Here is a 19,919-nt window from a genome sequence, read left to right as displayed (position 1 = left end):
GAAGCAATAGAATTCTTAGAAAGAGTGGATGTCTTTTTGATAACACCTACTTATGAATGGCAGTTTGCCCCGCAGGTAGAAGATGCGGATTTTACAAAGATAGCCAAGAAGGCTGGATTGGGTCCTGAGGTGGCTCGGTTATTATTTGAAAGAGGGATTCAGAACCAAGAAAGTCTGAAGAAGTTTTTAGAACCTTCCTTGGAGGACTTGCACGACCCTTATCTGCTCCATGATATGGACAAGGCAGTGGAACGGATTCGTCAGGCCATTGAAGAAGGGGAAAATATCCTCGTTTACGGTGATTATGACGCGGATGGTATGACTTCGGCTTCGATTGTTAAGGAAAGTTTGGAACAGCTTGGTGCTGAGTGCCGGGTTTATCTGCCCAATCGTTTTACCGACGGTTATGGACCTAATGCCAGTGTTTACAAATATTTTATCGAGCAAGAAGGAATTTCCTTGATTGTGACAGTGGATAATGGAGTTGCTGGTCATGAGGCTATTGAATTGGCCCAGTCTATGGGAGTAGATGTCATTGTGACTGACCACCATTCCATGCCTGAAACCTTACCAGATGCCTATGCCATTGTCCATCCTGAACATCCGGATGCGGACTATCCTTTCAAATATTTGGCTGGTTGTGGAGTGGCTTTCAAGCTGGCTTGTGCCCTGTTAGAAGAAGTACAAGTGGAATTGCTTGATTTGGTCGCTATTGGTACCATTGCAGATATGGTTAGTTTGACGGATGAAAACCGTATCTTGGTTCAATATGGTCTAGAAATGCTGGGACATACTCAACGCATTGGTCTACAAGAAATGCTGGACATGGCTGGGATTGCTGCCAACGAAGTAACAGAAGAAACGGTGGGTTTCCAGATTGCCCCTCGTTTGAATGCCTTGGGCCGTTTGGATGATCCCAATCCTGCCATTGATTTGCTGACTGGCTTTGATGATGAGGAAGCGCATGAGATTGCTCTCATGATTCATCAGAAAAACGAAGAGCGCAAGGAAATCGTCCAGTCTATCTATGAAGAAGCTAAGACCATGGTGGACCCTGGGAAGAAGGTCCAAGTCTTGGCTAAGGAAGGCTGGAATCCTGGAGTTCTAGGAATCGTGGCTGGTCGTTTGTTGGAAGAGCTAGGGCAGACAGTCATCGTTCTTAATGTAGAAGACGGTCGTGCCAAGGGTAGTGCTCGTAGTGTGGAAGCGGTGGATATTTTTGAGGCTCTGGATCCCCATCGAGACCTCTTTATCGCCTTTGGTGGCCATGCTGGTGCAGCAGGGATGACTCTGGAAGTGGAGAAACTCTCAGATTTATCTCAGGTTTTGGAAGATTATGTCCGTGAAAAAGGCGCAGATGCTGCTGGCAAGAACAAGTTAAATCTAGATGAAGAACTGGATTTGGAGACACTTAGCTTGGAAACGGTCAAAAGTTTTGAACGTTTGGCACCTTTTGGCATGGACAATCAGAAACCTATCTTTTATATAAAGGATTTTCAGGTCGAAAGTGCCCGTACTATGGGGGCAGGCAATGCTCATCTCAAGTTGAAAATTTCTAAAGGCGAGGCGAGTTTTGAAGTGGTAGCCTTTGGCCAAGGCAGATGGGCAACAGAGTTTTCTCAAACCAAGAATCTAGAGCTGGCAGTCAAATTGTCTGTCAACCAATGGAATGGCCAAACTGCCCTCCAGTTGATGATGGTGGATGCGCGTGTAGAGGGTGTTCAACTTTTTAACATCCGTGGGAAGAATGCAGTCTTGCCAGAAGGAGTTCCAGTCTTGGATTTCTCTGGGGAACTGACGAATCTGGCAGATAGTGAAGCGGTTGTCGTAAAAACCATACCTGAGGATATTACCCTGCTTAAGACCATTTTTCAAGAACAGAATTTCTCTGCTGTTTATTTCAAGAATGATATTGACAAGGCCTACTATTTGACGGGATATGGAACGAGAGAGCAGTTTGCCAAATTGTACAAGACCATCTACCAGTTTCCAGAGTTTGATATTCGCTACAAGCTGAAAGATTTGGCTACTTATCTTAATATCCAACAAATCTTGCTGGTCAAGATGATTCAAGTATTTGAAGAGCTAGGTTTTGTGACCATCAAAGATGGTGTCATGACAGTCAATAAAGAGGCACCAAAGCGGGAAATCGGAGAAAGTCAGATTTACCAAAATCTCAAACAAACAGTCAAAGACCAAGAAATGATGGCGTTGGGTACCGTGCAAGAAATTTATGGCTTTTTAATGGAAAAAGAATAGCAGATAGGAAAGAGTTGGGAAACCAGCTCTTTTTTGAAAACAAATCTTCATTTTGAAAATCATTAAAAAAATGGTATAATGGTAGGAAAAGATTCGGCTAAAAGTAGTACTTTTAGAATAAAAGGGTAAGTAACCCTATAATCAAGATAAATTAAGCTTTCGGAGGAAAAATGAGTAATATCAGTTTAACAACACTTGGTGGTGTACGTGAAAACGGGAAAAATATGTATATCGCTGAAATCGATGGGTCTATTTTCGTTTTGGATGCAGGTCTGAAATACCCTGAAAATGAACAACTAGGAGTGGACGTAGTTATTCCAAATATGGACTACCTTTTTGAAAATAGCGACCGTATCGCAGGAGTCTTCTTGACCCACGGCCATGCGGATGCCATTGGTGCTCTGCCTTATCTCCTGGCTGAAGCCAAGGTGCCTGTATTTGGGTCTGAGTTGACTATTGAGTTGGCAAAACTCTTTGTCAAGGGAAATGAAACGGTTAAGAAATTCAATGATTTTCATGTCATTGATGAGGATACAGAGATTGATTTTGGAGGAACTGTGGTGTCCTTCTTCCGTACAACCCACTCTATCCCAGAAAGTCTGGGTGTTGTCTTGAAGACAGCTGAAGGTAGCATCGTTTATACAGGTGACTTCAAATTTGACCAGACAGCTAGTGAATCCTATGCAACAGACTTCGCTCGTTTGGCAGAAATCGGACGTGATGGAGTTCTAGCTCTTCTTAGCGATTCAGCCAATGCAGATAGCAATATCCAAGTGGCTAGTGAAAGTGAAGTTGGGGATGAAATTACTCAAACCATTTCGGACTGGGATGGTCGTATCATTGTTGCGGCGGTAGCCAGCAACCTCTCTCGTATCCAGCAGGTGTTTGACGCTGCGGATGCAACAGGCCGTCGTGTGGTCTTGACAGGATTTGATATTGAAAATATCGTCCGCACGGCTATTCGTCTCAAGAAATTGTCTCTAGCTAACGAGAGTCTTTTGATTAAGCCGAAAGATATGTCTCGTTTTGAAGACCATGAGTTAATTATCCTTGAGACAGGTCGTATGGGTGAGCCAATCAACGGTCTTCGTAAGATGTCGATTGGTCGCCACCGTTATGTGGAAATCAAGGACGGTGATTTGGTCTATATCGTAACCACTCCGTCTATCGCCAAAGAAGCAGTTATGGCGCGTGTGGAAAACATGATTTACCAAGCTGGAGGTGTTGTCAAACTGATCACTCAAAGCTTGCGTGTGTCAGGGCATGGAAATGCGCGTGACTTGCAATTGATGATTAATCTCTTGCAACCCAAGTATCTCTTCCCAATTCAAGGGGAATACCGTGAGTTAGATGCTCATGCTAAGGCTGCTATGGCAGTTGGGATGTTGCCAGAACGCATTTTCATTCCCAAAAAGGGAACTAGCATGGCCTATGAGAATGGAGACTTTGTCCCAGCTGGAGCAGTTTCGGCAGGTGATGTCTTGATTGACGGAAATGCCATCGGTGATGTTGGAAATGTGGTCCTTCGTGACCGTAAGGTCTTGTCAGAGGATGGTATTTTCATCGTCGCAATTACCGTTAACCGTCGTGAGAAGAAAATTGTGGCCAAGGCTCGTGTGCACACACGTGGATTTGTTTATCTCAAGAAGAGTCGCGATATTCTCCGTGAAAGTTCTGAATTGATTAACCAAACGGTAGAAGACTATCTTCAAGGAGATGATTTTGACTGGGCAGATCTCAAAGGGAAGGTTCGTGATAATCTGACCAAGTATCTCTTTGACCAGACTAAGCGTCGTCCAGCTATTTTACCGGTAGTCATGGAAGCAAAATAATCGTTGAAATAAACAGAGAGAAAGTCGAGTTTCGGATTTTTCTTATAGAAAAATAGAGGAAAAATTATGGCAGTAATGAAAATCGAGTATTACTCACAAGTTTTAGATATGGAGTGGGGAGTGAATGTCCTCTATCCTGATGCCAATCGAGTGGAAGAACCAGAGTGTGAAGATATTCCCGTTTTGTACCTTTTGCACGGGATGTCTGGCAATCATAATAGTTGGCTCAAGCGAACCAATGTAGAACGCTTACTTCGAGGAACCAATCTTATCGTCGTCATGCCCAATACCAGCAACGGTTGGTATACCGATACTCAGTATGGTTTTGACTATTACACAGCTCTAGCAGAGGAATTGCCACAGGTTCTGAAACGCTTCTTCCCTAATATGACTAGCAAGCGTGAAAAGACCTTTATCGCTGGCCTTTCTATGGGAGGCTATGGCTGTTTCAAATTGGCTCTTGCTACAAATCGTTTTTCTCATGCAGCTAGTTTTTCAGGTGCTCTCAGCTTTCAAGATTTTTCTCCTGAAAGCCAAGATTTGGGAACACCAGCTTATTGGAGAGGTGTTTTTGGAGAGATTAAAGACTGGACAACTAGCACCTATTCTCTAGAAAGTCTGGCTAAAAAATCGGATAAAAAGACCAAACTTTGGGCTTGGTGTGGCGAGCAGGATTTCTTGTACGAAGCCAATAATCTAGCAGTGAAAAATCTCAAAAAATTAGGTTTTGATGTGACCTATAGCCATAGCGCTGGAACTCACGAATGGTATTACTGGGAAAAACAATTGGAACGGTTTCTAGCAACTCTGCCAATCGATTTCAAATTAGAAGAGAGATTAAGCTAGTTTAGTTTGTATTACTCTTTCAATAACCATGTCTTCTATGGAATAGAAACTAAAATATGTTTTTACTAGACTTTCTAAACGAAAGTAGTAGAATAGTAGTTAAATTCTATTATAGTTGGAAAGAGAGTAAGAAATGTATCGTTATCAAATTGGCATTCCCACATTAGAATATGATCAGTTTGTTAAAGACCATGAATTAGTCAATGTATTACAAAGTAGTGCTTGGGAAGAGGTTAAGTCTGATTGGCAACATGAAAAGTTTGGCGTCTACCGAGGAGACAAATTACTGGCTACAGCTAGTATTTTGATTAAAACTCTTCCTCTAGGCTATAGAATGTTTTATATCCCTAGAGGTCCTATTTTAGATTATAAGGATACTGAACTCCTGAACTTTGTTCTTCAATCCATTAAGTCCTATGCTCGAAGCAAGAGAGCGATTTTTGTGATTTTTGACCCAAGTATTTGCCTATCGCAAAGTTCAATCAAGCATGAAAAAATAGAATATCCTGAAAATATGGCTATTATTGAAAATTTGCAAAGAATGGGAGTAAGGTGGTCAGGAAAGACCGATGGAATGGGAGATACCATTCAGCCTCGTATTCAGGCAAAAGTATACAAGGAAAATTTTACAGAAGATAAACTTTGCAAGTCAACAAAACAAGCTATTCGATCCGCTCGAAATAAGGGTGTAGAGATTCAGATTGGTAGAGATGAATTGTTAGAATCTTTCTCGTTTTTGATGAAAAAAACTGAGAAGCGAAAAGATATCCATTTGAGGAATGAAGCCTATTATAAAAAATTGTTAGATAATTTTAAGGACAAGGCCTACATTACGCTGGCTACTCTGGATATCGCTAAGCGTTTACGAGAATTAGAAGAACAGTTAGCGAAAAACTTAGCGTTGGAAGAGGCGTTTACTGAGTCGACTCGAACTTCAAAAGTAGAAGCCCAGAAGAAGGAAAAAGAGCGTTTGGTAGAAGAAAGAGATTTCTTGCAGAGATATCTGAATGAAGAAAAATCAAACATTCCTTTAGCAGCTACTTTGAGTTTGGAATTTGGTAATACCTCTGTTAATCTATATGCTGGTATGGATGATGCGTTTAAACGTTATAATGCACCAATTTTAACTTGGTATGAAACAGCTCGCTATGCCTTTGAGCGAGGTATGGTGTGGCAAAATTTAGGTGGTGTTGAAAACTCTCTCAATGGTGGACTTTACCATTTTAAGGAAAAATTTAATCCAACGATTGAAGAATACTTGGGTGAGTTTACAATGCCCACCCATCCTCTTTATTCTCTGTTAAGAATCGCTCTTGATTTTCGCAAGGCATTAAGAACAAAACATCATAGAAGGTAAGTACATGGCATTAATTACACTCACAAAAGAAGAATTTCAAGCTTATTCTGATCAGGTCTCTTCTCGTTCTTTTATGCAATCTGTCCAGATGGGGGACTTGTTAGAAAAAAGAGGGGCTCGAATTGTTTATCTTGCATTGAAACAAGAAGGAGAAATTCAAGTTGCAGCTCTGGTTTATAGCTTGCCCATGCTGGGTGGCCTACATATGGAGATCAATTCGGGGCCGATTTATACCCAACAAGATGCTCTCCCAGTTTTTTATGCGGAGTTAAAAGAATATGCCAAGCAAAATGGTGTATTAGAGTTGCTTGTAAAACCTTATGAAACTTATCAAACTTTTGATGGTGAAGGTAATCCAATAGATGCTGAGAAAAAAAGTATTATTCAAGATTTGACTGATTTAGGTTATCAATTTGATGGTTTAAAAACAGGTTACCCAGGTGGAGAACCGGATTGGTTATATTGTAAAGATTTGAATGAGCTAACTGAAAAGACCTTGCTTAACAGTTTTAGTAAAAAGGGGAAAGCTTTGGTGAAAAAGGCTGATACATTTGGTATTCAGTTGAAAAAATTAAATTGTGAAGAACTTTCAATTTTTAAAGATATAACAAAAACAACCTCTGAACGTCGAGAATATAGTGATAAAAGTTTAGAATATTATGAGCATTTTTATGACTCTTTTGGAGAAAAAGCCGAGTTTGTAATTGCTATTCTAAATTTAGGAGAATATATACAAAATTTAATACATAAGCAAAAAGAATTATCTGAAAAAATAGCTACCTCATTACTCTTATTAGAACAATATCCAGATTCTGCACAAAAGAAAAAAGAACACAAAGAGTTGGCTAGGCAGTATGAAAGCTTTGAAGTTCGAAAAGCAGAAGCACGAGAGTTGATTAAAAAATATGGAGAGAAAGATCTTGTCTTAGCAGGTAGTTTATTTATTTATATGCCTCAAGAAACGACCTATCTTTTTAGTGGTTCCTATACTGAGTTTAATAAATTTTATGCACCAGCTTTGCTTCAGAAATATGTTATGTTGGAAAGCATAAAACGTGGGATCCCTAAATACAACTTTCTAGGGATTCAAGGGATTTTTGATGGTAGTGATGGTGTTTTACGTTTTAAACAAAATTTTAATGGTTATATTGTACGTAAAGCAGGAACTTTCCGTTATTATCCATCTCCCCTAAAATATAAAGCTATTCAGTTACTCAAAAAAATATTAGGACGCTAAGATAAGAAAATTGGTCTTTAGCTTTCTTTCAGCTTGTTTTAGTAAAATAGACTTTATTTGCTAGAAAGGTGGAAGGATATGCGCTGGATTTTTCGTTTGATAGGGGCTTTCTTTTGTTTTGTGTGGCGTTTGTTTTGGCGTCTAGTTTGGATAGCTTTTCTTTTGTGTACTTTTGCTTTTGGACTTCTCTGGTATCTGAACGGTGATTTTCAAGGAGCGCTAAAGCAAGCAGAACGGTCAGTCAAGGTTGGTAAACAAAGTATCGACCAATGGGAAAAAACAGGGCAACTGCCTAAGTTGAACCAGACAGATAGCCACCAACACTCTGAAGGAAGGTGGCCACAGGCCTCTGCTCGTATTTACCTAGATCCGCAGATGGATTCAGGATTTCAAGAAGTTTATGTAGAAGCAATTCAGAATTGGAATCAAACTGGTGCTTTTAACTTTGAAATTGTCACCGAGTCCAGCAAGGCAGATATCTTGGCTACGGAGATGAATGACGGAGGTACTCCTGTGGCAGGAGAGGCAGAAAGTCAGACCAATCTCTTGACAGGGCAATTCTTATCTGTAACGGTGCGGTTGAATCATTATTATTTGTCCAATCCAGACTATGGTTATTCCTATGAGCGCATTGTCCATACGGCAGAACATGAGTTGGGGCATGCGATCGGCTTGGACCATACAGATGAGAAGTCTGTGATGCAACCAGCTGGTTCTTTTTACGGTATTCAGGAAGAGGATGTTGCAAACCTTCGAAAAATATATGAGACCAATGAGTAGGGGACTATCTTTCCCTACTTTTTTGCTATAATGGAACTATGAACAACTTGATTAAATCAAAACTAGAGCTCTTGCCGACCAGCCCTGGTTGCTATATTCACAAGGATAAAAACGGCACCATTATCTATGTAGGAAAGGCTAAAAATCTGCGTAACCGCGTGCGGTCCTATTTTCGTGGAAGTCACGATACTAAGACGGAAGCTCTGGTGTCTGAGATTGTGGATTTTGAATTTATCGTCACTGAGTCCAATATCGAAGCGCTTCTCCTAGAAATTAACCTCATCAAGGAAAATAAGCCCAAGTACAATATCATGCTCAAGGATGACAAGTCCTATCCCTTCATCAAAATCACCAATGAGCGTTATCCTCGTTTGATTATCACCCGTCAGGTCAAAAAGGACGGTGGTCTCTACTTTGGTCCCTATCCAGATGTAGGGGCAGCAAATGAAATCAAGCGGCTACTGGATCGGATTTTCCCTTTTCGTAAGTGTACCAATCCACCCTCTAAGGTCTGTTTTTACTACCATATCGGTCAATGTATGGCCCATACTATCTGTAAGAAGGATGAGGCCTACTTCAAGTCTATGGCTCAGGAGGTTTCTGATTTTCTGAAAGGGCAAGATGATAAAATCATCAATGACCTCAAGGGCAAGATGGCAACGGCAGCCCAGACTATGGAATTTGAACGTGCAGCGGAATACCGTGACCTGATTCAGGCCATTGGAACGCTTCGAACCAAGCAACGGGTCATGGCTAAGGATCTCCAAAATCGCGATGTCTTTGGCTACTATGTGGATAAGGGTTGGATGTGTGTTCAGGTTTTCTTTGTCCGTCAGGGCAAGCTTATTGAGCGGGATGTCAATCTCTTTCCCTATTACAATGATCCGGATGAGGATTTCTTGACCTATGTAGGACAATTTTATCAAGAAAAATCTCATCTAGTTCCCAATGAGGTGCTGATTCCGCAGGATATTGACGAAGAAGCTGTCAAGGCTTTGGTAGATACTAAGATTGTTAAACCCCAGCGTGGAGAGAAAAAGCAACTGGTCAATTTGGCTATAAAGAATGCTCGAGTCAGTCTAGAGCAGAAATTCAACCTGCTAGAGAAATCTGTCGAAAAGACACAAGGAGCTATTGAAAATCTAGGACGTTTGCTCCAAATCCCGACCCCTGTCCGTATCGAGTCCTTCGATAACTCCAACATCATGGGAACTAGCCCTGTTTCAGCCATGGTAGTCTTTGTCAACGGCAAACCTAGTAAGAAGGATTACCGTAAGTATAAAATCAAGACCGTAGTCGGGCCAGACGACTATGCGAGTATGAGAGAAGTCATTCGCAGGCGCTATGGTCGAGTACAGCGTGACGGTTTGACTCCTCCAGATTTGATTGTCATTGATGGGGGACAAGGTCAAGTCAATATCGCCAAGCAAGTCATCCAAGAGGAACTAGGTTTGGATATCCCCATTGCAGGTCTGCAAAAGAATGATAAGCACCAAACTCATGAATTGCTCTTTGGAGATCCGCTTGAAGTGGTGGAGTTGTCTCGCAATTCTCAGGAATTTTTCCTCCTCCAACGCATTCAGGACGAGGTCCACCGCTTTGCCATCACTTTCCACCGTCAACTACGCTCCAAAAATTCCTTTTCATCCCAATTGGATGGTATTGATGGTCTAGGACCTAAACGCAAGCAGAATCTCATGAAGCATTTCAAGTCTCTAACCAAAATCAAGGAAGCCAGTGTGGATGAGATTGTCGAAGTTGGAGTGCCGAGACTTGTCGCAGAGGCTGTGCAAAACAAGTTGAACCCGCATGAAACAGAAACCTTGCCTCAAGTGGCAGAAGAAAGAGTAGATTACCAAATGGAAGGAAACCACAATGAAACATAAAATCGCAATTTTATCAGATATTCATGGAAATGCGACGGCTTTAGAAGCAGTGATTGCAGATGCTAAAAATCAAGGGGTCAGTGAATACTGGCTTCTGGGAGATATTTTTCTTCCTGGTCCAGGCGCAAATGACTTAGTCGCCCTGCTAAAGGACCTTCCTATCACAGCCAGTGTTCGAGGAAATTGGGATGATCGTGTCCTTGAGGCCTTGGATGGCGAATATGGTTTGGAACATCCGAAAGAAATCCAGTCAATGCGCATGACCCAGTTTTTGATGGAGCGAATGGAGCCTGCAACGATTGTCTGGCTACGAAGTTTGCCTTTGCTGGAAAAGAAAGAGGTTGCTGGGTTGCGCTTTTCTATCTCTCATAATTTACCTGACAAAAATTATGGGGGTGACTTGTTGGTTGGGAATGATACAGAAAAATTTGACCAACTGCTAGATGAGGAAACGGACGTGGCAGTCTATGGTCATGTCCACAAGCAGTTGCTTCGTTACGGCAGTCAAGGGCAACAAATCATCAATCCAGGGTCGATTGGCATGCCCTATTTTAATTGGGAGGCGTTAAAAAATCACCGTGCCCAGTATGCCGTGATAGAAGTTGAAGATGGGGAATTGGTAAATATCCTATTTCGTAAAGTCGCTTATGACTATGAAGCGGAGTTGGAGTTGGCCAAATTCAAGGGGCTTCCTTTTATCGAAATGTATGAAGAGCTACGACGTGAAGATAACTATCAGGGGCACAATCTGAAACTCTTAGCCAATTTAATAGAAAAGCATGGGTATGTAGAGGATGTGAAGAATTTCTTGGAGGCTATAAAGTCAGAATATAAGATGGACTAGTTTCTTTAAGCAGCTGAAAATTAATTGGAACTGGATGAGGGGATTCCTGATTTAAATGGTTTTCTTCATTCGGTTGCTTATCCTTGTTCCAGTTTGTTTCTACGAAAAATCTCTGCAAGCTCTTTCAAATTATGGTAGAATGGAAGCAGTAGAATTAGAAAAGGAAATCGATTATGAAATTTCTTGAATTAAATAAAAAACGTCATGCGACTAAGCATTTCACTGATAAGCCAGTTGATCCTAAGGATGTGCGTACGGCTATCGAAATTGCAACCTTGGCACCAAGTGCCCACAACAGCCAGCCTTGGAAATTTGTGGTGGTACGTGAGAAAAATGCCGAACTAGCAAAATTGGCTTACGGTTCAAACTATGAACAGGTATCATCAGCGCCTGTAACTATTGCCTTGTTTACAGACACAGATTTGGCTAAACGTGCTCGTAAGATTGCCCGAGTTGGTGGTGCTAACAATTTCTCAGAAGAGCAACTTCAATATTTTATGAAGAATTTGCCTGCTGAATTTGCCCGCTACAATGAACAACAAGTCAGCGACTACCTAGCTCTCAATGCAGGTTTGGTTGCTATGAACTTGGTTTTGGCTCTTACAGACCAAGGAATCGGATCAAATTTGACCCTTGGATTTGACAAATCAAAAGTCAATGAGGTTTTGGAAATTGAAGACCGTTTCCGCCCAGAACTTTTGATTACAGTGGGTTACACAGACGAAAAATTGGAACCAAGCTACCGCTTGCCAGTAGATGAAATCATCGAGAAAAGATAGGAAGAAGAAAAAAATGACAGCAATTGATTTTACAGCAGAAGTAGAAAAACGCAAAGAAGACCTCTTGGCTGACTTGTTTAGCCTTTTAGAAATCAACTCTGAACGTGATGACAGCAAGGCTGATGCCCAGCATCCATTTGGACCTGGGCCGGTAAAAGCTTTGGAGAAATTCCTTGAAATTGCAGACCGTGATGGCTACCCAACTAAAAATGTTGATAACTATGCAGGACATTTTGAGTTTGGTGATGGAGAAGAAGTTCTCGGTATCTTTGCCCACATGGACGTGGTTCCAGCTGGTAGCGGTTGGGACACAGACCCTTACACACCAACTATCAAAGACGGTCGCCTTTATGCGCGTGGGGCTTCGGACGACAAGGGTCCTACAACGGCTTGTTACTATGGTTTGAAAATTATCAAAGAATTGGGACTTCCAACTTCTAAGAAAGTTCGTTTCATCGTTGGAACAGATGAAGAATCAGGTTGGGCAGACATGGACTACTATTTCGAGCACGTAGGACTTGCAAAACCAGACTTTGGTTTCTCTCCAGACGCTGAATTCCCTATCATCAATGGTGAAAAAGGAAATATCACGGAATACCTCCACTTTGCAGGTGAAAATGCAGGTGCTGCCCGTCTTCACAGCTTTACAGGTGGTTTACGTGAAAATATGGTACCAGAATCAGCAACAGCAGTCGTTTCAGGAGATTTGACTGACTTGCAAGGGAAACTAGATGCCTTTGTTGCAGAACACAAACTTAGAGGAGAGCTCCAAGAAGAAGCTGGCCAATACAAGGTGACGATCATTGGTAAATCAGCCCATGGTGCTATGCCTGCTTCAGGTGTTAATGGTGCGACTTACCTAGCCCTCTTCCTTAGCCAGTTTGACTTTGCTGGTCCAGCAAAAGACTACCTTGACATCGCTGGTAAAATTCTCTTGAACGACCATGAGGGTGAAAATCTCAAGATTGCTCATGTGGATGAAAAGATGGGTGCTCTTTCTATGAATGCCGGCGTCTTCCGCTTCGATGAAACAAGTGCTGACAATACCATTGCCCTTAACATCCGCTATCCAAAAGGAACAAGTCCAGAACAAATCAAGTCAATCCTTGAAAACTTGCCAGTTGCTTCTGTTAGCCTTTCTGAGCACGGTCACACCCCTCACTATGTGCCAATGGAAGATCCACTTGTGCAAACCTTGTTGAATGTTTATGAAAAACAAACAGGCCTTAAAGGTCACGAGCAAGTCATCGGTGGTGGAACCTTTGGTCGCTTGCTAGAACGAGGTGTTGCCTATGGTGCCATGTTCCCAGACTCAATTGACACCATGCACCAAGCTAATGAATTTATCGCCTTGGATGATCTCTTCCGAGCAGCAGCAATCTATGCCGAAGCTATTTACGAATTGATCAAATAAAACGATAGAAGTCTGAGATTGTATGCTTAGACTTCTTTTTGGAGGGAGAGTAGATGTCTCAAATTGAAAAAATCAAGCAGGCTATTATGGCAGATCCGCAGAATGCTACCTATACAGAGCGTGGCATTGAGCCTCTCTTTGCAGCACCAAAGACTGCTCGCATCAATATCATCGGTCAGGCACCGGGGCTTAAAACCCAAGAAGCAGGACTTTATTGGAAAGATAAGAGTGGTGACCGCCTGAGAGACTGGCTAGGTGTGGATGAAGATACCTTTTACAATTCAGGATATTTTGCTGTTCTGCCTATGGATTTCTACTTTCCAGGACATGGTAAGTCAGGAGACTTACCACCGAGAGCAGATTTTGCAGAAAAATGGCATCCACAGCTCTTGCAAGAATTACCAGATATCCAATTGACCCTCTTGATTGGCCAATATGCCCAAGCCTACTATTTACAGGAGAAAGTCAGTGGCAAAGTGACAGAACGGGTAAAACATTACCAGAAGTACTTGCCAACCTATTTTCCACTAGTTCACCCCTCGCCGCGAAATCAAATCTGGATGGCCAAAAATCCTTGGTTTGAGTCAGAAGTGGTGCCAGATTTGAAAAAAAGAATTAAAACCATTTTATAGTCAATGAAAATCAAAGAGCAAACTAGGAAGTTAGCCGCAGGCTGTACTTGAGTACGGTAAGGCGACGCTGACGTGGTTTGAATTTGATTTTCGAAGAGTATTAGGAGAAAAAGAATGAAAGAAATAACCTTTGACGCATTTTACCAGCTTTACCAAAACGACCAACTTTCTCTAGTGGACGTGAGAGAAATGGATGAGTTTGAAACTCTTCATTTAGAAGGTGCCCACAATCTACCGCTGAGTCAGTTGGCTGATAGCTATGATCAGTTGGACAAGGATCAGTTACATTATGTTATTTGTAAATCTGGGATGAGATCGGCGCGTGCTTGTCAATTTCTAGCTGAACAAGGTTATGAAGTTATCAATGTTCAAGGTGGCATGTTAGCCTTTGAAGAACTGTAAACAGTAGAATTTCTCCTACTTGGTGTGGACTGGGTAGGAGAATATTATTTTTAGACAATTCTCATTTTTGAGAATCTTGAAAACATTCAATATTTACTTCGTGAAGCTTTTTTCATACTCCTATTCATGATATACTAGGTCAGTATTTTATAAATATGAAGGAGATTTTCATGGCTAAAAAAGGTGCCTTAACAGGTTTGCTCCTGTTTGGAATATTTTTTGGTGCGGGGAACTTGATTTTTCCGCCTTCTCTAGGTGCTCTATCTGGGGAACATTTTCTTCCTGCCATCGCAGGTTTTGTCTTTTCAGGCGTTGGTATCGCTGTCTTGACCCTTATTATTGGAACGCTCAATCCTAAAGGATATATTCACGAGATTTCAACAAAGGTAGCGCCTTGGTTTGCGACTCTCTACCTCTCAGTTCTTTACTTGTCAATCGGTCCATTCTTTGCTATCCCACGTACAGCTACAACAGCTTACGAAGTCGGGATTAGCCCCCTTTTGTCGGATGCAAATAAAGGTCTGGGCTTGATTGTCTTTACTGTTTTGTATTTTGCGGCAGCCTATTTGATTTCGCTTAATCCATCAAAAATCTTGGACCGTATCGGCCGTATCTTAACGCCAGTCTTTGCGATTTTGATCGTTATCTTGGTTGTTTTAGGAGCTTTCAAATACGGTGGAACAAGTCCTCAAGCTGCTTCAGATGCTTATCAAGCTTCTGCCTTTGGTACAGGTTTCCTAGAAGGTTATAATACCTTGGATGCCCTTGCTTCAGTTGCCTTTAGCGTAATTGCAGTTCAAACCTTGAAACAACTTGGATTTTCAAGTAAGAAAGAATACATTTCAACCATTTGGGTTGTTGGTGTCGTTGTTGCCCTTGCTTTCAGTGCTCTTTACATCGGTTTAGGTTTCCTTGGAAATCATTTCCCAGTACCAGCTGAGGCGATGAAGGGTGGAACGCCAGGTGTTTACATCTTGTCACAAGCCACTCAAGAAATCTTTGGCTCAACAGCTCAACTATTTCTTGCAGCTATGGTTACCGTAACCTGCTTCACAACAACAGTTGGACTGATTGTGTCAACAGCGGAGTTCTTTAATGAGCGCTTCCCACAAATCAGCTACAAGGTTTATGCGACAGCCTTTACCTTGATTGGATTTGCGATTGCCAATTTGGGTCTTGATGCGATTATCAAGTACTCAATCCCTGTACTGGTTATCTTGTATCCAATCACGATTGCCATCGTTATGATTGTCATTGTCAATAAATTTGTGGCTCTTTCAAAACCAGGTATGCAGTTGACAATTGCTGTGGTTACAGCCATCGCCATTGCAAGCGTACTAGGAAGCTCATTTAAAGTTGAGTTTCTTGCAAATCTTGTCAACGCTCTTCCTTTTGCTAAGGCATCACTCCCATGGTTGGTGCCAGCCATTGTCGGAATCTTGCTCTCAATGGTTTTACCAAACAAGCAAGAAAGCGATGTTTTTGAAATGGAATAATCACTAAAATCACTTTTGTAGCCAAGTCTACAGGGGTGGTTTTCTTTTTTTATCCGATGATAAATGTGTTATAATAGGTAGCAAAAGAGGTGAAGAAATGAATCAAACAGTAGAATATATCAAAGAACTGACAGCCATTGCGTCGCCAACGGGCTTCACTCGTGAGATTTCGGATTATCTAGTCGAGACTCTAGAAGGTTTCGGTTACCAACCGGTTCGCACAGCCAAAGGTGGTGTCAATGTAACTATTAAAGGTCAAAATGATGAAGAGCATCGCTATGTGACTGCCCATGTAGATACGCTGGGTGCTATTGTCCGTGCTGTCAAACCAGACGGCCGTCTTAAATTGGACCGTATCGGTGGTTTTCCTTGGAACATGATTGAAGGAGAAAACTGTACCGTTCATGTGGCTAGCACAGGTCAAAAAGTACCAGGTACCATCCTCATTCACCAGACTTCTTGTCATGTCTACAAGGATGCTGGGACTGCAGAACGCACGCAGGACAATATGGAAGTGCGTTTGGATGCAAAAGTGACCAATGAGAAAGAAACTCGTGCTCTTGGGATTGAGGTCGGTGATTTTATCAGTTTTGACCCACGAACTGTCGTGACAGAGACAGGTTTTATCAAGTCTCGTCATTTGGATGACAAGGTCAGCGCAGCGATTTTGCTTAACCTGCTTCGTATTTATAAGGAAGAGAAGATTGAATTGCCAGTAACAACCCATTTTGCTTTTTCAGTCTTTGAAGAAGTGGGACACGGTGCTAACTCTAATATTCCTGCTCAGGTAGTAGAATATCTAGCTGTGGATATGGGAGCTATGGGCGATGACCAGCAGACAGATGAATATACAGTGTCTATCTGCGTCAAGGATGCTTCAGGTCCTTATCACTATGACTTCCGTCAACACTTGGTTGGATTGGCGAAAGAGCAAGATATTCCATTTAAGTTGGATATCTATCCATTTTATGGATCGGATGCTTCAGCGGCTATGTCTGCAGGTGCAGAAGTCAAACACGCCCTTCTCGGTGCTGGTATCGAATCTAGTCATTCTTATGAGCGTACCCATATTGATTCGGTGGTCGCAACGGAACGTATGGTTGATGCTTACCTTAAGAGCGCATTGGTAGACTAATATGTGCCTGATTTGCCAGAGAATTGACCTCATCAAAGCTGGGAAAAATCCTTACTTTGTAAGAGAGTTGGAAACAGGCTACCTTGTGGTTGGAGACCACCAGTATTTTGCAGGATATAGTCTCTTTCTAGCCAAGGAACACGTCACCGAATTGCATCATTTAGAGAAGGAAACTAGAATCCGTTTTCTAGAGGAAATGAGTGTGGTTCAAGAGGCAGTTGCTAAGGCCTTTGTTGCTGAGAAAATGAATATCGAACTGCTAGGAAATGGTGATGCCCATCTTCATTGGCATCTGTTTCCTAGACGAACAGGTGATATGAATGGTCACGGTCTCAAGGGGCGTGGGCCAGTCTGGTGGGTTCCCTTTGAAGAAATGACCTCAGAAACCTGCCGAGCAAAACCAGATGAGGTTAAAAAACTAGTTAAATGTTTATCGTCAGAACTAGATAAACTATTAGAAATAAAGGAGTAGAGATGAAAAAAAGATACCTTGTATTGACAGCCTTGCTAGCCTTGAGTCTAGCAGCTTGTTCACAAGAAAAAGCAAAAAATGAAGATGGCGCAGCTAAGACAGAGCAAACAGCCAAGACTGATGGAACAGTCGGTAGTAAATCTCAAGGAGCTGCCCAGAAAAAAGCAGAAGTGGTTAACAAAGGAGACTACTACAGCATCCAAGGGAAATATGATGAAATCATCGTAGCCAATAAACACTATCCTTTGTCAAAAGACTACAATCCAGGGGAAAATCCGACTGCCAAGGCAGAGTTGGTCAAACTCATCAAAGCTATGCAAGAGGCAGGTTTCCCAATCAGTGACCATTACAGTGGTTTTAGAAGTTATGAAACTCAGACCAAGCTCTATCAAGATTATGTCAATCAAGATGGGAAGGCAGCAGCTGACCGATACTCTGCTCGTCCTGGCTATAGCGAACACCAGACAGGCTTGGCTTTTGATGTGATTGGGACAAATGGTGATTTGGTGACAGAAGAGAAGGCGGCCCAATGGCTCTTGGATCACGCGGCTGATTATGGCTTTGTTGTTCGTTATCTCAAAGGTAAGGAAAAGGAAACAGGCTATATGGCTGAAGAATGGCACCTTCGTTATGTCGGAAAAGAAGCCAAAGAAATTGCTGAGACTGGTCTCAGTTTGGAAGAATACTATGGATTTGAAGGCGGAGATTACGTCGATTAAAAAATAAACTTTTCTCTTGCAATTCCAGATAAATAGTGTATAATAGATGGGTATGTGAAAAGCATACTTGTGGGAGGTAAAAATCTCTAATTACCGCCAAAACCACAAAGGAGGATTTAAAAATGGCTAAAAAAGTCGAAAAACTTGTAAAATTGCAAATCCCTGCTGGTAAAGCTACACCAGCTCCACCGGTTGGACCTGCTCTTGGTCAAGCTGGTATCAACATCATGGGATTCACAAAAGAGTTCAACGCTCGTACAGCTGACCAAGCTGGTATGATCATTCCAGTTGTTATCTCAGTTTACGAAGATAAATCATTTACTTTCATCACTAAAACACCACCAGCTGCTGTTCTTTTGAAAAAAGCTGCAGGTGTTGAAAAAGGATCAGGTACACCTAACAAAACTAAAGTTGCTACAGTCACTCGTGCGCAAGTACAAGAAATTGCAGAAACTAAGATGCCAGATTTGAACGCAGCAAACGTAGAGTCTGCAATGCGTATGATCGAAGGTACTGCTCGTTCTATGGGATTCACTGTTGTTGACTAATCAATAACACCCCCAATATAACCCGCAAGACTTCATCATTTCGAGAAGTGACGTGGGAGATGAAAATCGATTGAACCACTTACAAGGAGAATAGAAAATGGCTAAAAAAAGCAAACAACTTCGTGCTGCTCTTGAGAAAATCGACAGCACAAAAGCATACAGCGTAGAAGAAGCTGTAGCACTTGCAAAAGAAACTAACTTTGCAAAATTTGATGCAACTGTAGAAGTTGCTTACAACTTGAACATCGACGTTAAAAAAGCTGACCAACAAATCCGTGGAGCAATGGTATTGCCAAACGGTACTGGTAAAACTTCACGCGTTCTTGTTTTCGCACGTGGTGCAAAAGCTGAAGAAGCAAAAGCTGCTGGTGCAGACTTTGTTGGTGAAGATGACCTTGTTGCTAAAATCAACGACGGTTGGTTGGACTTCGACGTAGTTATCGCTACACCTGACATGATGGCTCTTGTTGGACGTCTTGGACGTGTCCTTGGACCACGTAACTTGATGCCAAACCCTAAAACTGGTACTGTAACAATGGATGTTGCTAAAGCAGTTGAAGAGTCTAAAGGTGGTAAAATCACTTACCGTGCTGACCGTGCAGGTAACGTTCAAGCAATCATCGGTAAAGTATCATTTGAAGCTGAAAAATTGGTTGAAAACTTCAAAGCTTTCAACGAAACAATCCAAAAAGCAAAACCAGCTACAGCTAAAGGAACTTACGTAACAAACTTGACTATCACAACTACTCAAGGTGTTGGTATCAAAGTTGACGTAAACTCACTTTAATCAGTAGTTTATAAACAAAGACGAGTACGAAAGTGCTCGTTTTTTTGTCGCTTTGTCAACTGTAGTGGGTTGAAGAAAAGCTAAGTTCTAGAAAGGACTCATTTCGTCCTTTCTTTTTTTGATTGATAAAACTAATCATTATAGTAGATGGATTCTGGAATAGTACATTAAGGTTTTTCTCAATGCTTTAGAAGTTGTATTGTACTAGTCTGACTTCAATCTACTATAGTACACTTTTTACTTGTTAAAGCTATGAGATTGATTTTATACTCGATGAAAATCAAAAAGCAAACTAGGAAACTAGCCGAAAGCTGCTCAAAGTACAGCTTTGAGGTTGCAGATAAAACTGACGAAGTCAGCTCAAAGTACAGCTTTGAGGTTGCAGATAAAACTGACGAAGTCAGCTCAAAACACTGTTTTGAGGTTGCAGATAAAACTGACGAAGTCAGCTCAAAGTACAGCTTTGAGGTTGCAGATAAAACTGACGAAGTCAG

General features: G+C 41.7%; 19 protein-coding genes. All 19 read left to right on the top strand.

The window, feature by feature from the left end; all coding sequences use genetic code 11:
• The first annotated feature begins 36 nt into the window (after nucleotides 1–36).
• Entirely contained in the window at nucleotides 37–2,259 is a 2,223-nt protein-coding gene (gene recJ, locus N8M16_RS06560) for a single-stranded-DNA-specific exonuclease RecJ (RefSeq protein WP_261069852.1), read from the top strand.
• 170 nt (nucleotides 2,260–2,429) lie between these two features.
• Nucleotides 2,430–4,091: a ribonuclease J gene (locus N8M16_RS06555; protein WP_261069851.1), complete on the top strand. Its 1,662-nt coding sequence runs from the start codon at nucleotides 2,430–2,432 to the stop codon at nucleotides 4,089–4,091.
• A 66-nt stretch (nucleotides 4,092–4,157) separates the two neighbouring features.
• Nucleotides 4,158–4,937 carry an alpha/beta hydrolase gene (locus N8M16_RS06550; RefSeq protein WP_261069850.1) on the top strand — a complete coding sequence of 260 codons (780 nt, stop codon included), beginning with the start codon at nucleotides 4,158–4,160 and terminating at the stop codon, nucleotides 4,935–4,937.
• A 133-nt stretch (nucleotides 4,938–5,070) separates the two neighbouring features.
• A complete protein-coding gene (locus tag N8M16_RS06545) occupies nucleotides 5,071–6,294 on the top strand; it encodes a peptidoglycan bridge formation alanyltransferase MurM (RefSeq protein ID WP_261069849.1) in 1,224 nt (407 codons plus the stop codon).
• Nucleotides 6,295–6,298: 4 nt separating this feature from the next.
• Complete coding sequence (locus tag N8M16_RS06540) at nucleotides 6,299–7,531, top strand: aminoacyltransferase (RefSeq protein ID WP_261069848.1); 1,233 nt, start codon at nucleotides 6,299–6,301, stop codon at nucleotides 7,529–7,531.
• Between the two features lie 78 nt (nucleotides 7,532–7,609).
• Nucleotides 7,610–8,311 carry a M57 family metalloprotease gene (locus N8M16_RS06535; RefSeq protein WP_261069847.1) on the top strand — a complete coding sequence of 234 codons (702 nt, stop codon included), beginning with the start codon at nucleotides 7,610–7,612 and terminating at the stop codon, nucleotides 8,309–8,311.
• 38 nt (nucleotides 8,312–8,349) lie between these two features.
• Nucleotides 8,350–10,197, top strand: coding sequence for an excinuclease ABC subunit UvrC (uvrC, locus tag N8M16_RS06530; RefSeq protein ID WP_261069846.1), 1,848 nt, complete (start codon nucleotides 8,350–8,352; stop codon nucleotides 10,195–10,197).
• The gene (locus tag N8M16_RS06525; RefSeq protein WP_261069845.1) at nucleotides 10,187–11,041 is read left to right on the top strand and encodes a metallophosphoesterase family protein; all 855 of its coding nucleotides are present in this window, start codon (nucleotides 10,187–10,189) and stop codon (nucleotides 11,039–11,041) included. Before uvrC ends, N8M16_RS06525 begins: the two co-directional genes overlap by 11 nt.
• 173 nt (nucleotides 11,042–11,214) lie before the next feature.
• Nucleotides 11,215–11,820, top strand: a complete 606-nt coding sequence (locus N8M16_RS06520; RefSeq protein ID WP_261069844.1) for a nitroreductase family protein — start codon at nucleotides 11,215–11,217, stop codon at nucleotides 11,818–11,820.
• A 13-nt stretch (nucleotides 11,821–11,833) separates the two neighbouring features.
• Nucleotides 11,834–13,234: a dipeptidase PepV gene (gene pepV, locus N8M16_RS06515; RefSeq protein WP_261069843.1), complete on the top strand. Its 1,401-nt coding sequence runs from the start codon at nucleotides 11,834–11,836 to the stop codon at nucleotides 13,232–13,234.
• A gap of 53 nt (nucleotides 13,235–13,287) precedes the next feature.
• Nucleotides 13,288–13,866, top strand: a complete 579-nt coding sequence (locus N8M16_RS06510; RefSeq protein ID WP_261069842.1) for a uracil-DNA glycosylase family protein — start codon at nucleotides 13,288–13,290, stop codon at nucleotides 13,864–13,866.
• Nucleotides 13,867–13,980: 114 nt separating this feature from the next.
• On the top strand, nucleotides 13,981–14,268 hold the full coding sequence (locus tag N8M16_RS06505; RefSeq protein WP_261069841.1) for a rhodanese-like domain-containing protein: 288 nt from the start codon (nucleotides 13,981–13,983) through the stop codon (nucleotides 14,266–14,268).
• 170 nt (nucleotides 14,269–14,438) lie between these two features.
• Entirely contained in the window at nucleotides 14,439–15,764 is a 1,326-nt protein-coding gene (gene brnQ / locus N8M16_RS06500) for a branched-chain amino acid transport system II carrier protein (protein ID WP_261069840.1), read from the top strand.
• A 97-nt stretch (nucleotides 15,765–15,861) separates the two neighbouring features.
• Nucleotides 15,862–16,899, top strand: a complete 1,038-nt coding sequence (locus N8M16_RS06495) for a M42 family metallopeptidase (RefSeq protein ID WP_261069839.1) — start codon at nucleotides 15,862–15,864, stop codon at nucleotides 16,897–16,899.
• Nucleotide 16,900: 1 nt separating this feature from the next.
• A complete protein-coding gene (locus tag N8M16_RS06490) occupies nucleotides 16,901–17,371 on the top strand; it encodes an HIT family protein (RefSeq protein ID WP_261069838.1) in 471 nt (156 codons plus the stop codon).
• A 2-nt stretch (nucleotides 17,372–17,373) separates the two neighbouring features.
• Complete coding sequence (gene ldcB, locus N8M16_RS06485; RefSeq protein WP_261069837.1) at nucleotides 17,374–18,090, top strand: LD-carboxypeptidase LdcB/DacB; 717 nt, start codon at nucleotides 17,374–17,376, stop codon at nucleotides 18,088–18,090.
• 122 nt (nucleotides 18,091–18,212) lie between these two features.
• On the top strand, nucleotides 18,213–18,638 hold the full coding sequence (gene rplK, locus N8M16_RS06480) for a 50S ribosomal protein L11 (protein WP_001085807.1): 426 nt from the start codon (nucleotides 18,213–18,215) through the stop codon (nucleotides 18,636–18,638).
• A 97-nt stretch (nucleotides 18,639–18,735) separates the two neighbouring features.
• Complete coding sequence (gene rplA, locus N8M16_RS06475; RefSeq protein ID WP_001085675.1) at nucleotides 18,736–19,425, top strand: 50S ribosomal protein L1; 690 nt, start codon at nucleotides 18,736–18,738, stop codon at nucleotides 19,423–19,425.
• A gap of 273 nt (nucleotides 19,426–19,698) precedes the next feature.
• Nucleotides 19,699–19,919: hypothetical protein (locus N8M16_RS06470; protein WP_314725822.1), on the top strand; the 221-nt coding region annotated here is incomplete at its 3' end.

The organism is Streptococcus mitis (assembly GCF_946188375.1).
Classification (GTDB): Bacteria; Bacillota; Bacilli; order Lactobacillales; family Streptococcaceae; genus Streptococcus; species Streptococcus mitis_CX.
Note: the sequence above shows the minus strand (reverse complement) of the source record. Positions and strands in the feature narration are given on the sequence as shown.

What these genes read in the sequence shown, in the direction of transcription:
- N8M16_RS06555 (WP_261069851.1), top strand. Translation starts at nt 2,430, where the DNA reads ATGAGTAATATCAGTTTAACAACACTTGGTGGTGTACGTGAAAACGGG.
- N8M16_RS06550 (WP_261069850.1), top strand. Translation starts at nt 4,158, where the DNA reads ATGGCAGTAATGAAAATCGAGTATTACTCACAAGTTTTAGATATGGAG.
- N8M16_RS06545 (WP_261069849.1), top strand. Translation starts at nt 5,071, where the DNA reads ATGTATCGTTATCAAATTGGCATTCCCACATTAGAATATGATCAGTTT.
- N8M16_RS06540 (WP_261069848.1), top strand. Translation starts at nt 6,299, where the DNA reads ATGGCATTAATTACACTCACAAAAGAAGAATTTCAAGCTTATTCTGAT.
- N8M16_RS06535 (WP_261069847.1), top strand. Translation starts at nt 7,610, where the DNA reads ATGCGCTGGATTTTTCGTTTGATAGGGGCTTTCTTTTGTTTTGTGTGG.
- uvrC (WP_261069846.1), top strand. Translation starts at nt 8,350, where the DNA reads ATGAACAACTTGATTAAATCAAAACTAGAGCTCTTGCCGACCAGCCCT.
- N8M16_RS06525 (WP_261069845.1), top strand. Translation starts at nt 10,187, where the DNA reads ATGAAACATAAAATCGCAATTTTATCAGATATTCATGGAAATGCGACG.
- N8M16_RS06520 (WP_261069844.1), top strand. Translation starts at nt 11,215, where the DNA reads ATGAAATTTCTTGAATTAAATAAAAAACGTCATGCGACTAAGCATTTC.
- pepV (WP_261069843.1), top strand. Translation starts at nt 11,834, where the DNA reads ATGACAGCAATTGATTTTACAGCAGAAGTAGAAAAACGCAAAGAAGAC.
- N8M16_RS06510 (WP_261069842.1), top strand. Translation starts at nt 13,288, where the DNA reads ATGTCTCAAATTGAAAAAATCAAGCAGGCTATTATGGCAGATCCGCAG.
- N8M16_RS06505 (WP_261069841.1), top strand. Translation starts at nt 13,981, where the DNA reads ATGAAAGAAATAACCTTTGACGCATTTTACCAGCTTTACCAAAACGAC.
- brnQ (WP_261069840.1), top strand. Translation starts at nt 14,439, where the DNA reads ATGGCTAAAAAAGGTGCCTTAACAGGTTTGCTCCTGTTTGGAATATTT.
- N8M16_RS06495 (WP_261069839.1), top strand. Translation starts at nt 15,862, where the DNA reads ATGAATCAAACAGTAGAATATATCAAAGAACTGACAGCCATTGCGTCG.
- N8M16_RS06490 (WP_261069838.1), top strand. Translation starts at nt 16,901, where the DNA reads ATGTGCCTGATTTGCCAGAGAATTGACCTCATCAAAGCTGGGAAAAAT.
- ldcB (WP_261069837.1), top strand. Translation starts at nt 17,374, where the DNA reads ATGAAAAAAAGATACCTTGTATTGACAGCCTTGCTAGCCTTGAGTCTA.
- rplK (WP_001085807.1), top strand. Translation starts at nt 18,213, where the DNA reads ATGGCTAAAAAAGTCGAAAAACTTGTAAAATTGCAAATCCCTGCTGGT.
- rplA (WP_001085675.1), top strand. Translation starts at nt 18,736, where the DNA reads ATGGCTAAAAAAAGCAAACAACTTCGTGCTGCTCTTGAGAAAATCGAC.